A 13,726-nucleotide genomic window follows, 5' to 3' on the forward strand; every position below is an offset into this window, starting at 1 on the left:
TTCAGTTTTTTTGACGAAAAAATGAATGTCCAATTTAAAAATTGTCTCTAGCCTGCCGATTTATCTATCCAGTTTCTCTAGATTTTATGTGAAAATGATAGAAAAACAAACAATTGATGAAAAACAATCAAAAGCGAATGGCTGTTGGCTTTTTTATTGTCCCTGAATGTGTTAGAATAGTTTGGGTATATTACAAAAAAATAAAACTATTTGTTTTACATAGATAGGTGAGAATATAAATGAAAAAAATCGTAATCAATGGCAATCGTCCATTAACCGGAGAAGTATGTATCAGCGGCGCAAAAAACAGTGCAGTGGCATTGATTCCCGCAGCTATCTTAGCTGATTCACCAGTAACGTTAGATGGTGTACCTGATATTCAAGATGTTCATTCATTAATTGAAATTTTAGAAATCATGGGTGCTAAAACAACCTTTACAGATAATACCTTAGTCATCGATCCAACAGAAATTGTGTCTGTTCCAATGCCTAAAGGCAAAATCAATAGTTTGCGTGCTTCCTATTACTTTATGGGGTCATTATTAGGAAAGTTTGGTGAAGGGGTTGTTGGGTTACCTGGTGGCTGTTATTTAGGACCTCGTCCGATCGATTTACACATCAAAGGCTTTGAAGCACTGGGCGCTGATGTGACCAACGAGCATGGTGCGATGTATTTAAGAACCAATGGTGGACTGCATGGAACGAGAATCTTTATGGATATGGTTTCGATTGGCGCGACGATCAATGTGATGTTAGCTGCTGTGAAAGCCGAAGGAAAAACCATTATTGAGAATGCTGCTCGTGAACCTGAAATCATCGATGTGGCTACATTATTGAACAATATGGGGGCAAATATCAAAGGTGCTGGAACAGATATTATTAGAATCGAGGGCGTTGAAACATTACACGGCTGCCGTCATTCAATCATTCCTGATCGTATCGAAGCAGGGACTTATTTAGCTTTAGCGGCTGCAATGGGTGAAGGGGTAAAAGTTCGTAACGTAATTTACGAACATCTAGAAAGCTTTATTGCAAAATTACAAGAAATGGGCGTTAAGATGACGATCGAAGAAGATATGATCGAAGTCCATCCTTCTCATGATTTAAAAATGACGACAGTTAAAACCTATCCATATCCAGGTTTTGCAACAGACCTACAACAACCGATCACGCCATTGATGTTAAAGGCTAAAGGAACGGGTGAAGTTATTGATAGTATCTATGCACAACGGACAAAGCATATTCCGGAGCTAGTACGCATGGGGGCAGATGCATCGATCGAAGGCAATATGATCGTGATCAATGGTCCTGCACAATTACATGGGGCAGAAGTTGTTGCCTCAGACCTTCGAGCTGGTGCTTGTTTAGTGATAGCGGGCTTGATGGCTACAGGGACTACAACGATTCATAATGTCGAATATATTTTACGTGGTTATGACCATATTATTGAAAAATTAACAGCACTGGGTGCTGATATCCAAATGATCGAAACAGAAGAAGAAATCGAGGTGGCTAAATGAGTGACTATTTAACGATGGCGGAACTTGAAAATAGTACGTTAAAAGATATTTATTCTTATGCGAAAGAATTCAAGATCCCATATTATAGTCAAATGAATAAAAAAGAGTTATCTCTGGCAGTTATTCGAGCGCAAGCTGAGAAACAAGGATTTTTCTTCATGGAAGGAATTTTAGATATTGTATCTCAAGATGGCTATGGTTTTTTGCGTCCAATCAATTATGGACCAAGTGCAGAAGATATTTATATCTCATCTTCACAAATTCGCCGATTTGGTTTACGCAATGGTGACAAAGTTGCTGGAAAAGCACGTCCTCCAAAAGAATCAGAACGTTATTATGGCTTGATGCATGTTGAAAGTGTCAATGGGAAAGACCCAGAAGAAGCTAAAGAACGTCCGCATTTCCCAGCCTTAACACCGCTTTACCCCGAAAAACAAATCAAACTAGAAACAACTTCTGGTAGATTATCGACACGTATGATTGATATCTTTTCGCCTGTTGGATTTGGTCAACGTGGCCTGATTGTTGCACCGCCAAAAGCTGGTAAGACTAGTGTGCTAAAAGAAATTGCCAACGGTATCTCAGAAAATTATCCAGAGGTAGAATTAATTTTATTATTGATCGATGAACGACCAGAAGAAGTGACTGATTTAGAGCGTAGTGTTAAAGGGGACGTTGTTTCTTCAACATTCGATCAACAACCGCAAAATCATACTCGCGTTTCCGAATTAGTATTAGAACGAGCGATGCGCTTAGTTGAAGACAAACGAGATGTGGTTATCTTGATGGATAGTATTACACGTTTAGCTCGTGCGTATAACTTAGTGATTCCAGCTAGCGGTCGTACATTGAGTGGCGGGATCGACCCAGCAGCTTTTTATAAACCTAAGCGATTTTTTGGTGCTGCTCGAAATATTGAAGAAGGCGGTAGTTTGACGATTCTTGCTACAGCTTTAGTGGATACTGGTAGTCGCATGGATGATGTTATCTTTGAAGAATTCAAAGGAACTGGAAATATGGAACTGCACTTATCTCGTGATTTAGCTGATCGACGTATTTTCCCAGCCATTGATATCAAGAAATCTGGAACACGTAAAGAAGACTTGTTAATGTCAAGCGAGCAGTTAGAGGAAATATGGAAGCTGCGTAATCATATGACAGGCGATTCTTTAGAATACACGGAGCAATTCGTTAAATTTTTACGTAAAACGAAAAACAATCAGAAATTCTTCGAGGAATTCCACGATGTCTCTTTTGGCAGACAAGCGAAAAAAAATATTAAAAGATAATTGCATCGATAAACGAATCATGCTATTATAGTACTGTTGTATACCGACAAATAAACTCTGATGCAGCAAATGGATCAGGGCAAAGGAGCGAAAAGACTATGAAACAAGATATCCATCCAGAATATCACCCAGTTATTTTTATGGACTCAACAACTGGTTTTAAATTTTTATCAGGTTCTACTAAGCACTCTGATGAAACAGTTGAATGGGAAGACGGAAACACTTACCCTGTAATCCGTGTCGAAGTTACATCTGACTCTCATCCATTTTACACTGGACGTCAAAAATTTACACAAGCAGACGGACGTGTGGATCGTTTCAACAAAAAGTATGGTATCAAAGATGCCAACGCCAATCCAGAAGCTTAATTCAAACAGCAATGGTTATAAGACCCCACTCATTTATGAGCGAGGTCTTATTTTTTTTCTTCAAGTGTAACTTGATAGAATTATTGTAAAATCAAACAAAAGTAGTTTAAAATATAAAATGAAGATTAAAATGAATTAAGAAATGATAAAATAGTTTTAGTTGAGAGATTAGAAGGGAATGGGGTACTTGAAAGTTAGCAAAAGAAAATTTGGCGAAACAGCTCTTTTATATTCGCTTACGAATGATTCAGGAATTACGATGAATGTGACTGATTTAGGTGCAAGAATTGTTGATTTGATCGTACCTGTTAATGGAAAAAAACGAAATATTGTTTTAGGCTTTGATTCTGCGGAAGAATATATGGAGAAAGATAAGTATTTTGGCGCAACGATCGGTCGTGTTGCAGGTAGAATTAAGCATGGTACATTTTCAATCGATCAGCAAAATTATCAATTGCCTGTTGATCCCAAAAGTGGTCATACGCTACATGGTGGCTTAGAAAGTTTTGAGACAAAATTATGGAGCGCTGCAACAGAGCAAACGAGTGAACGAGTTTCTGTCTTATTTTCCTATCTAAGCCCAGCAGGAGAAAATGGTTTTCCAGGAGAATTAAAAGCTAGTGTAACCTATTCGTTAACAAACGAAAATGAATGGATCATAGATTATCAAGCATCTACCAATCAACCCACATTGTACAATCCAACAAATCATGTGTATTTCAATTTGACAGGCAAACCATCGCAAGCTGTTGACGAACATGAAGTGTTTGTTGATGCTGATAAGTTTGCAGTAGTAGCCGAGGATACTACTGTTACAGGTGAACTACGTACTGTGGTAAATACACCTTTTGATTTTAGAAGACCTAAAAAGATGATACAAGTGTTTCAGACGAATTATGAACAAAATCGTTTAGTAAATGGATTAGATCATCCGTTTATCTTGAATCAGTCAGGTTTTGATAAGTCCCAAGCGATCATTAGTGCTCCAGAAAAGGATCTTTCAATAGAGATGTATACGGATCGTCCAGCAGTTGTGATTTTTACTGCCCAGTTTGGTGATGAAGGACCAGAAGTTCGAGGGGAAAAAATGTGTCATCATGGCGCTCTTACTTTGGAAACCCAAGTCAGTCCTGGAGCCTGTGAATTTGAAGAGTTTGGTACTATTATCTTATACCCAGAAACACCCTACCAAAGTCGGACAATTTATAAAATCAATGTAACAGATGATAACTGAACCTCCTTGATGAAAAAAATATGTTTAGAAGTGGTAAAAAATAACGAAAAAATTTTTAGGCAGTATTGAAGCATGCGGTACAAAATTTGTTTGCGGTGTCGGCAATGATCAACTCAAAATTATTGAAAAAATTCGTTTTCCTGCAACAACCTGCGTTTTGAAAATATCATGAGAATAAAACGAAATTTAGTGCTAACTACTTGCTTCATTTTCATTGGAAAATTGTTCAGAGTAAGCTAAAACACTTACCAAAAAACGCTTCAAAAAGTGCTGACAAAGTGACAAATACAATCGAACGTGTTAAACTGATTTTTAAGCTTACTAAAAGTAAGTTTATTAGTGGTAATTAATTTGCCTTTAAGCATAATGTAGGGAGATGAGTTAAACATGCAGTACATATTTGATAAAGGGAGTCTTCACGGGAAAAATTTATTATTACTTCATGGAACTGGTGGCGATGAAACGTCGTTACTAGATATTGCTCGTTTCTTAGATGAAGAGGCTACATTGCTTTCTTTTCGTGGAACTGTTCAAGAGTCTGGAATGAACCGTTTTTTTAAGAGGAATGGCTTGAATCAATTTGACTTGATCAGCTTAGAAGAAGAAAGTGATAAACTCATTCAAGAAATTAGGTTTGTCAGTAAAGAAAAAGGTATATCGTTAGAAGAATGGACCATTGTTGGTTATTCAAACGGAGCGAATATCGCGGCACATATTTTATTAGAACGTCACTTTGCTGTTAAGCAGGCTATTTTATTTCACCCAATGTCTTTAGGGGTAGATATGCAGAAATTTAAGTTATCCGATAAAAAAATCTGGTTATCAGTGGGTGAAAATGATCCTATCGTGCCTAAAGTAGCGTCAGACCAATTGGTCCAACAATTGGAAAAGAGACAGGCGGCTGTTACTATTGCTTCAACAAATGCAGGGCATCAAATAACAATGGATGAAATCAATCAGGCAAAACGGTGGTTAAGTGAGCGCGAAACAGTATAGTTATAAAAACAAAGCGAATCGTTTGTAGCAAGTTAAAAATGATGCTATGCTAGTTATGTAATATAAATTAACTAGGGGGGATTTTCACATGGCAGATTTAAATGGACGCGTAAATGATGCAAAAGACAAAGTTGAAGGAACAGCTAAAGAAGTTCAAGGTAAAGTAACAGACGATAAAGGTAAAGAAATTGAAGGTAAAGCACAATCAGCTTTTGGCGATGTAAAAGATAAAGCTCGCGATGCCGGTGATGATATGAAAGATGGCGCTGAAAAATTAGGCGACAAAATCAAAGAAGGCTTTGAAGATATCAAAGAAAAATTCCATAAACACGACGATAAATAATAATCGATTTTGTCGATTGAAATTTATAGAGGAGTGAGGTAGAATTCTATCTCGCTCCTCTTTTTTTATTGAGAAATAGATGGAAATTTATAATAAAAGAAAACAGAGCAGATACCGATAGACTTTGTAACTGTTTTTCATTTTGGATGAAAGTACAAACTAATACATTTATATTTTTTACTTGAAGGAAATTATCTTTTTTTTAGATTATTGTCTAAAAAGAAGAGAAAAGAATGGTTTCAAATGCGATATAATTAGTATTGAAAATATATATGTATTTAAAAACCATAAAAAGGAAGAGAAAATATGGAAAAATGGACACACACACTATTAGTTTCAACATTAGTTTTGGGTACATTACCATATGGTACAATGAATTCTTCGGTTCAAGCAATTGCAGAAGAAATAGAGAAGCAAGAAATGACCGAAGCATCAGGAGAAACAGCTAAGGAGTTTGAAGGTGAGAGTCTTACGAGCTCAGTTAAGCAAACTACAAGTGATTCAAAACAAGTAATGTCAGAAGTAACCACTTCAACTGAGATAATGGAGGAAGGTGCTAAGTCAAATGAAGTTGTTGGGCATTCGCAACTAGCTTTAGCTCAGGAGAATAAATCTGAGGGAATGAATCAAGTTATGCCTCGAAATATAGGGGACTTTATCATAACTGTTGATGGTGTTGTTCTTCCAGTACAAGAGATTGACTATCAATACACAAATGCAGTACATATAAATTTTGTACGTAAGGATCCTGATAATCCTTTTGCCAAAAGTTATCAATATGAATTTCTTTCTGGCGGCGGAATTCAGAGTGGTAATAATGTCGATATGACTGCTTATTTAACTGGTCCAGAGGGGATTTATGAATTTCGTCTGCAAGGTTTAGATGCCAGAGGAGGTTCAGATACAGGTTATTTTGCAAACAATATTCAAAGAACCGCCTCCTCAATAAACATTGATGGCGTAATTAATCAATCAGAAACAGTTGTTGAAGATCCATCTTCGATTATAGTAGGAAGAGATGTCGCGGATACTTATGGTGACTATAGCTATTCCTGGGTAATTAAAGATGCAAGTGGTGATGTTGTTCAATTTGGTGAAACTGGTGAACAACCAGATATCGATCAATTAGCTACTGGTGAATATACAATCACAAATATTGTAACAGAAACGCCGCCAGCTGGTTATGTTTCGACAGCACCAATTACTGACACAACATCTGGTAAGTTCAAAATTACAGCAGGAAAAGTTATCGTTGAACATATTTTAGTCGATTCAGATGGCAATCAAGTGAAAATCTATAGTACAGATGATACTAGTTATTCCGGTAAAATTGGGCTGGGTTACGCAACAACACCAATAGAGATTACTGGATACGAACTAGTTGTAGAAAAAATGCCAGCTAACCAAAACGGAACCTATACCAAAGCAGATCAAACGGTTAAATATTACTATAAAAAAGTCAAAACCAATATCAACATTGAATATGTGAACGAAAAAGGCGAACCACTTTCAACAGGAGATATAATTCTTGGTGAGTATGAAGATCCTTACAAAACCACCGCAAAAGATATTCAAGGATATGAGTTAGTGACAACACCAAATAATGCAACAGGCAATCACACAGACAAAGATCAAACAGTCAGCTATGTCTATAAAAAGAAAGCAACAAAAGTAAACGTTCATTATGTCGATGAAAAGGGCAACCCACTTGCGGATAGTGACTTGATCGACGGATTTTTCGATGATCCTTATAATACAGCCTCTAAAGAAATCGAAGGATATACTGTCAAAACGATTCCGTCAAATGCACAAGGGAATCATACCGTTGATCCAACTGATGTAACGTACGTTTATACAAAAATCAAAAGCAATATCAATGTGGAATATGTTGACGAAAAGGGTAACTCGATTTCACCTAATGAACTAGTCCCAGGAGAATATGGAGATGACTATAAGACCACAGCAAAAGACATTCCAGGATATGAGATAGTGACGGTTCCTGTGAATAATGAGGGCACCTATACAGACAAAGACCAAACGGTTAAATACGTTTATAAAAAGAAACCAACAAAAGTAACGGTTCATTATGTCGATGAAAAGGGAAAACCACTCGCAGAGAGCGGTTTACTTGATGGATTTTTTGATGATCCATATAATACGACACCTAAGCCAATTTCAGGCTATATTTTAATGGCAGTACCGAGAAATGCTTCTGGTAAATATGATGTCGATCCGACAGAAGTCACGTATATCTATAAAAAAATTGAAGCACCAACCGTTGATGATGCAGTAGAAGGAGCAAAAGAAGTTACTGGTAATGGGATGCCTAATTCTAAAGTAATCGTAACATTTCCTGATGGCACTACGGTAACTGTAGATGTCGCTAAAGATGGAAAATGGAAAACAGCTGTTCCAGAAGGAATAGAACTGAGAAAAGGCGATAAATTAACAGCAGTTACGCTAGATCCTCTAACGGGTACATTGTCAGATCCAGGGACGGGCAAAGTGACACCATTATCTAATAAAGTACCAGAAACAACAACTAAACCAAGTAATACCAGCAATACATCAAGTACTCAAACTAAGAACAAACTGCCAAATACAGGCGAAACTAATAATACGGATGTCATGACGATGGGTTTATTAAGTTTAGTATTGGCTTTCTTCGGAAAGTTTCTACAAAAGAAAAAAGCGGAATAAAAAAATAGCTTAAAGCAAAGCAACTGTAACGAAATCCCACCTTAGGCTCATACAAATAGACTCCCCCCTGCCCAATGCATAGAGAGCGTATTGGGCAGGGGGGAGTTAAGCACGTTTATTATTAATTAGCTTTTTAATAATTCTTTCAAAATAGGTAAATCATGGACTTCATATTGCTTTTTAAAAGCATCAATTTCTTCTTCACTGAAAGTTTCGGGATCTAAAACCAATGCTTCAACAGGTAAAGGACGTGTATTTCTGATTTTTATATCAATGACAACCGGACGCTCGCTTTTTTTAGCAGCTGTAAAGGCAGGCTCTAATTGCGTATAGTCTGTTATTGTAAAGCCCTGTGCCCCGAGTGCTTCGCCAACTTTACCAAAATCGGCTCCTTCTAATGAAACACCAAATTTCTTCTGTTCACTATCTTCTTGTTCTGCCTCGATAAAGCCGAAAGACTCATTTGAAAAAACGATATTGATAATTGGCAGTTTGTATTTTACCTGAGTGATGATATCTTGCATGACCATTGCAAATGCGCCATCTCCACTCAAGGTGAAGACTTGTCGATCTGGATAGCTCAATTGGGCAGCGATTCCTCCTGGGATACCATTGCCCATCGTAGCAAACCAGCCTGATGTAGTAAATTTTTGTTTACCATTCATCTCAAGCAGTCGAATAGCATGGATTGTGGTGTTCCCAACATCTGTTACAAAGATGGCTTCTTTATCAGCAATTCGACGAATTTCTTTAAAAACAGGTTCTACCCGAAGGGGTTTATCCTCTTGATTTTCAAAACTTCTTAACCAACTGACCCAGTTTACTTTATTTTTTTGATTGGCTTTTAGCCAGCGATCAAATGGGCGTGATTCACCTAATTCCACCATGCGTTTTAGAGACTCTTTAGCATCTCCTAAAATAGCGACATCTGTTTTATGACGGCGACCTAATTTAGTAGAATCAGTATCGACTTGAATAAATTTTGCACTCGGATTAAAGAAATTGGCCGCAAATGGAAAATCACTACCGACAAAGACAATCAAATCAGTTTCTGCTAAGGCTTCATTTGCGGGTTTAGTTGCAACTCGAGCGGCAAAGCCAAGAAAATTTTCATAAGCATCAGGGACAATTCCTTTGCCTAGGACAGCAGAGACCACAGGCATTGAAAAGTGCTCTGAAAATGCTTTGATTTCTGGCCAGGCATTACGACAGCCTTGTCCAATGTAAAGAAGGGGTTTTTCAGCAGCATTGATCAAAGGCATTGCTTTTTTTAGATCATGATAATTTGGCATGACCAAACCTTTTCGGTGATTTTCAGCTGTTGAACTATTGTGTGCTGGGATTTCTTTTGTTCCAAAATCAACTGGAATCGTTACAACAGCAACACCGTTATAGTTATAAGCCGTTTTGATTGCTTCATCCACGACATGAGGTAAACTTTCTGGGGTCATAACGGTTCGATTGTAGACACTCACGTCAGCAAACATAGGGTTTTCATTTAATTCTTGAAAGGAGTTGTAATTCATTGAATCGCTCGCAACTTGCCCCAAAAGAGCTAGGACAGGAACATGATCCATTTTAGCATCATACAAACCATTGATTAAATGAGTCGCACCAGGTCCAGCAGAGCCAAAAGCTACACCAATTTTTCCGGTTAGTTTAGCATCAGCGGCAGCAGCTAGCGCGCCAACTTCTTCGTGACGGACTTGGATAAAGTTGATGCTGTTTTTTTCTTGATATAAGGCATCCATCGTGGAGTTGAAGGAACCACCTGGTATGCCATAAATGTGATCGATGCCCCAACTTTCTAAAACGTTGATCATCGCAACAGCAGCATTGATTGTTTCGACCATTTTACTCACTCCATTTCTTAATTTTCTTTCTATCTAAAGTATACTCGTTCTAGATTTTTGTACCAAACGAAAGCCTTTTTTGCATTATGCGTGGTTATAAAATCACTGATATGATAAAGTTAAGGGAAGAAAAGAATTTGGGGAAGATGGGGTGTTTATAATTATTGATTGGCTGTTATCTTTGGAAGCTTGGCAGCAAGCATTGGTGGGGACAGGTTTTACTTATTTTATGACGGCTTTAGGAGCTGGCTTGGTCTTCTTTTTTAAGGATATTAAAAAAGAAATTCTGAATATGATGCTCGGATTTGCGGCTGGTGTGATGATTGCAGCAAGTTTTTGGTCATTACTAGATCCGGCAATCAAGCAGGCGGAAGAAAATGGGAGTATTGCTTGGCTGGTCGTTAGTTTTGGCTTTGGGTTAGGTGGGTTGTTTCTTTATATTGCAGACAAGACTTTGCCACATATGCATTTTGGGCCGAATCATGAAAAAGAAGGATTGCCAAGTCATTTAAAACGGACGATTTTATTGGTTTTTTCAATTACGTTACACAATATTCCAGAAGGTTTAGCTGTGGGCGTTGCATTTGGTGCAGCGAGTTCCGCTGATGATCCTAAAAAAGCAGTATTGGCAGCTATTTCTGTAGCGTTAGGGATCGGTATCCAAAACTTTCCAGAAGGTGCTGCTGTTTCAATTCCATTGCGACAAGAAAATTTAAGTCGTAAAAAAGCTTTTCTTTACGGACAAGCATCAGGAATTGTTGAACCAATAGCAGGAATCATCGGGGCTGTTTTAGTAAGTAAAGTAACATTGCTGTTGCCGTATGCCTTAGCATTTGCAGCGGGAGCGATGATTTACGTTGTAGTAGAAGAATTAATTCCAGAAGCACAACAAACCGTGACTAGTAAGCGTCATTTTGCAGTATTTGGTGTGATGTTAGGGTTTATTATTATGATGATTTTAGATGTGGCTTTGGGATGATTTTCTTTAATTGATTTAGAAATATAGTCTAGTTTTAGAATGTATCGGGATGAGAAAATAAGCAATAAAAGGTTGTGGGAATGAAGAGACAAATTATAGCACATAATAAAAAACGAGTAAGCAGGAAATACCATTTCCTGCTTGCTCGTTTTCTTTAGTCAAATAAAGTTTTACATCACGCGTTCAAACGGATCCAAACTAATTCCTTTTTCTAAAACGATCTTTGCATATTCTTGTGCGGAAAATAAAGAATGATCTTTATAGTTACCGCATTCTTTAGCAGAAACTGCGGGAACAAAATCTGTTTCTGCGATAAAGGTCAAGACTTTAACCAATGCATCACGAATTTCTTTTGGTGAATGTTCATTCCACATGATCATGTAAAAACCAGTGCGACAACCCATTGGCGAGATATCGATGATACCTTCCAGGTGATCACGTAAGTTTACAGCTAATAGGTGTTCTAATGTGTGAACTGCAGCAGTCGGTAATTCGTCTTCATTCGGTTGTAAGAAACGTAAATCGTATTTTTCAATCAACGCCTCACCATTTTTTTCAGTACCCGCTAAACGAACATAAGGGGCTTTTACTGTATTATGGTCTAATTCAAAACTTTCAACACGTGCCATGTTATTCACTCCTTCAAATTAAGTAAATGTCGCTTTTAACTATAACAAAACACTTTATAAAGTCAATAGATTTATCTTTATCTGTGGATTCTGTTAAGAATTTTGTTGGGCAAATATTTTGGCTAATTTTTTTAATAAAACAGGTGCATCATCTTGATCCATTATAACTTCGATCCATTGGAGACGGGTATTATCTTGTCTGGCCGCTGTCATGGCTTTGTTAAGTTCCTTTTCAGTGGTGACTTTATAGACGGTGACATTGTTAGTTGTTCCGCCGAAAACAAACGGAAGGTTCTGATAATCCCACATTGGAATATCGTTGTATTGCTCCGTAGCACCATGAATTTCTCGCTCCACAGTATAGCCATTATTATTGATCACAAAAATAATTGGTGTTAGTTTTTCTCTTAAAGCAGTTCCTAATTCTTGCACAGTTAATTGCAGTGAACCGTCTCCGATAAACAATAAATGACGGCTGGTTTTATTGGCAATTTGACTTCCTAAAAGAGAAGGGAATGTATACCCAATCGATCCCCACAATGGCTGACCAATAAAACGCATTTCTTTTTTTAGCGGTACGTTCGTCATACCAAAAAAGGAAGTCCCTTGTTCGCTGACTACTGTATCTCCTTTTACAAGAAATGCTTCCACTCTCTTCCAAAAATATTTTTGAGTAATCTTATTATCTTTGATTTCTAGATCTAACTGCCGTTTTACTGGAAGAATGTCGTCTGTAAATCTAGAAAAAGATAATGTTGCGAGCGCAGCAACAAAGCGGTCTAGCTGGACTTTTTGGTGTTTTTCTCCATAAAATAAAACTTCTGTACTTCCAATTGAGATGATTTGTTTTTCTGTAAAACCAAAACTAAAGCCGGATGTTGCAGAATCTGTTAGTTTTACACCTAAAAGTAACACTAAATCTGCTGTATCGACACGGCTTCTTAAAGGTTCTGCAGTAGTTGAGCCTGTGTAGGTTCCTAGATAATGAGCATCTTCTTCATTGAATGCACTTTTTCCAAGGGGTAAAGTAGTGATCGGCAGATTAAATTTTTGGATAAATTCATCTAAGTGTTGTTCGATATGATAACTTAATATCTCATGACCAGCAATGATAACCGGATTTTCAGCCTGCTGTAATGCGTCTTCGATTTTACTTAAAATAGCTACTTCTACATCCGTCAGTTTACTTGTTAATTGATTTAAGGGTGCTTGAGGCTTGGTGGCATGAACGTCAGCAATATCAATTGGCAAATTGATATAGACTGGACGTTTGCTGGTTAGGGCAATCGTAAGAACGCGATCGATCTCAGTTAAAGCATTTTCAGCAGTTAAATGAGCAATCGCAGAGGTCACTTCTTCGTGCATTTTTTCAAAACGAAGAAAGTTTCCGTCTCCTAAGGTATGATGAACTAATTTTTTTGTTTCTTGGATGCTAGTAGTGGGCGAGCCTACGATCTCGACCACTGGAACATTTTCGGCAAAACTGCCAGCTAAGCCATTGACCGCACTCAATTCTCCTACACCAAACGTAGTAACAAAAGCTGCGATTCCTTTAGTGCGAGCGTAGCCGTCAGCCATATAGGCAGCATTCAACTCATTAGCAGTACCAACCCATTTAAGATCTTTTCTTGCAGTAATATGGTCTAAGAACTGTAAATTATAATCACCTGGGACCCCAAAAATCTCATCAATACCGAGTTCCTTTAAGCGGTCTAGTAAATAATCTGCTACAGTGTACATCTGATCATCCTCCTAAATTTAAAAGCGTAGCGGGCTCATCTCACTTTGACAGGAAAAGAGGAAAAACTACCTAAG

11 protein-coding genes and 1 pseudogene are annotated in these 13,726 nt (G+C 37.7%); 9 read left to right on the forward strand and 3 right to left on the reverse strand.

Features of this window, described 5'->3' with window-relative positions; all coding sequences use genetic code 11:
- Window positions 1–239 precede the first annotated feature (239 nt).
- The 8 genes and pseudogenes from IGJ55_RS06465 to IGJ55_RS06500 all read left to right on the forward strand — a co-directional run bounded on the left by IGJ55_RS06465 (window position 240) and on the right by IGJ55_RS06500 (window position 8,450).
- Window positions 240–1,520, forward strand: a complete 1,281-nt coding sequence (locus IGJ55_RS06465) for a UDP-N-acetylglucosamine 1-carboxyvinyltransferase (RefSeq protein WP_430607785.1) — start codon at window positions 240–242, stop codon at window positions 1,518–1,520.
- Window positions 1,517–2,809, forward strand: a complete 1,293-nt coding sequence (rho, locus tag IGJ55_RS06470; protein ID WP_069638621.1) for a transcription termination factor Rho — start codon at window positions 1,517–1,519, stop codon at window positions 2,807–2,809. The genes IGJ55_RS06465 and rho overlap by 4 nt, the downstream gene beginning before the upstream one ends.
- A gap of 98 nt (window positions 2,810–2,907) precedes the next feature.
- Entirely contained in the window at window positions 2,908–3,177 is a 270-nt protein-coding gene (locus IGJ55_RS06475) for a type B 50S ribosomal protein L31 (RefSeq protein ID WP_025870994.1), read from the forward strand.
- 178 nt (window positions 3,178–3,355) lie between these two features.
- A complete protein-coding gene (locus IGJ55_RS06480) occupies window positions 3,356–4,411 on the forward strand; it encodes an aldose epimerase family protein (RefSeq protein ID WP_430607787.1) in 1,056 nt (351 codons plus the stop codon).
- A gap of 40 nt (window positions 4,412–4,451) precedes the next feature.
- Window positions 4,452–4,562: pseudogene (locus tag IGJ55_RS06485) on the forward strand (fructokinase); the annotation flags it as partial.
- Window positions 4,563–4,798: 236 nt separating this feature from the next.
- Window positions 4,799–5,407: an alpha/beta hydrolase gene (locus IGJ55_RS06490; protein ID WP_430607789.1), complete on the forward strand. Its 609-nt coding sequence runs from the start codon at window positions 4,799–4,801 to the stop codon at window positions 5,405–5,407.
- An 88-nt stretch (window positions 5,408–5,495) separates the two neighbouring features.
- The gene (locus IGJ55_RS06495; RefSeq protein ID WP_069638619.1) at window positions 5,496–5,750 is read left to right on the forward strand and encodes a CsbD family protein; all 255 of its coding nucleotides are present in this window, start codon (window positions 5,496–5,498) and stop codon (window positions 5,748–5,750) included.
- Window positions 5,751–6,056: 306 nt separating this feature from the next.
- Complete coding sequence (locus tag IGJ55_RS06500) at window positions 6,057–8,450, forward strand: MucBP domain-containing protein (protein ID WP_430607792.1); 2,394 nt, start codon at window positions 6,057–6,059, stop codon at window positions 8,448–8,450.
- A 125-nt stretch (window positions 8,451–8,575) separates the two neighbouring features.
- Here IGJ55_RS06500 and spxB read toward each other — a convergent pair whose 3' ends face one another.
- A complete protein-coding gene (spxB, locus tag IGJ55_RS06505) occupies window positions 8,576–10,303 on the reverse strand; it encodes a pyruvate oxidase (protein ID WP_430607794.1) in 1,728 nt (575 codons plus the stop codon).
- Between the two features lie 160 nt (window positions 10,304–10,463).
- On the opposite strand from spxB, the gene IGJ55_RS06510 reads away from it, so the two are divergent.
- The gene (locus IGJ55_RS06510; protein ID WP_430608134.1) at window positions 10,464–11,282 is read left to right on the forward strand and encodes a ZIP family metal transporter; all 819 of its coding nucleotides are present in this window, start codon (window positions 10,464–10,466) and stop codon (window positions 11,280–11,282) included.
- A 170-nt stretch (window positions 11,283–11,452) separates the two neighbouring features.
- Here the strand turns inward: IGJ55_RS06510 and IGJ55_RS06515 are convergent, their stop codons facing one another.
- Entirely contained in the window at window positions 11,453–11,911 is a 459-nt protein-coding gene (locus IGJ55_RS06515; RefSeq protein WP_069638616.1) for an S-ribosylhomocysteine lyase, read from the reverse strand.
- A 93-nt stretch (window positions 11,912–12,004) separates the two neighbouring features.
- Complete coding sequence (locus tag IGJ55_RS06520) at window positions 12,005–13,651, reverse strand: alpha-keto acid decarboxylase family protein (RefSeq protein WP_430607796.1); 1,647 nt, start codon at window positions 13,649–13,651, stop codon at window positions 12,005–12,007.
- Between the last annotated feature and the right edge of the window lie 75 nt (window positions 13,652–13,726).

It is taken from the genome of Enterococcus sp. AZ170 (assembly GCF_050545135.1).
Lineage (GTDB): Bacteria > Bacillota > Bacilli > Lactobacillales > Enterococcaceae > Enterococcus_L > Enterococcus_L ureilyticus.

Coding starts and splice junctions, on each gene's coding strand:
- IGJ55_RS06465 (WP_430607785.1), top strand. CDS start 240: ATGAAAAAAATCGTAATCAATGGCAATCGTCCATTAACCGGAGAAGTA.
- rho (WP_069638621.1), top strand. CDS start 1,517: ATGAGTGACTATTTAACGATGGCGGAACTTGAAAATAGTACGTTAAAA.
- IGJ55_RS06475 (WP_025870994.1), top strand. CDS start 2,908: ATGAAACAAGATATCCATCCAGAATATCACCCAGTTATTTTTATGGAC.
- IGJ55_RS06480 (WP_430607787.1), top strand. CDS start 3,356: ATGGGGTACTTGAAAGTTAGCAAAAGAAAATTTGGCGAAACAGCTCTT.
- IGJ55_RS06490 (WP_430607789.1), top strand. CDS start 4,799: ATGCAGTACATATTTGATAAAGGGAGTCTTCACGGGAAAAATTTATTA.
- IGJ55_RS06495 (WP_069638619.1), top strand. CDS start 5,496: ATGGCAGATTTAAATGGACGCGTAAATGATGCAAAAGACAAAGTTGAA.
- IGJ55_RS06500 (WP_430607792.1), top strand. CDS start 6,057: ATGGAAAAATGGACACACACACTATTAGTTTCAACATTAGTTTTGGGT.
- spxB (WP_430607794.1), bottom strand. CDS start 10,303: ATGGTCGAAACAATCAATGCTGCTGTTGCGATGATCAACGTTTTAGAA.
- IGJ55_RS06515 (WP_069638616.1), bottom strand. CDS start 11,911: ATGGCACGTGTTGAAAGTTTTGAATTAGACCATAATACAGTAAAAGCC.
- IGJ55_RS06520 (WP_430607796.1), bottom strand. CDS start 13,651: ATGTACACTGTAGCAGATTATTTACTAGACCGCTTAAAGGAACTCGGT.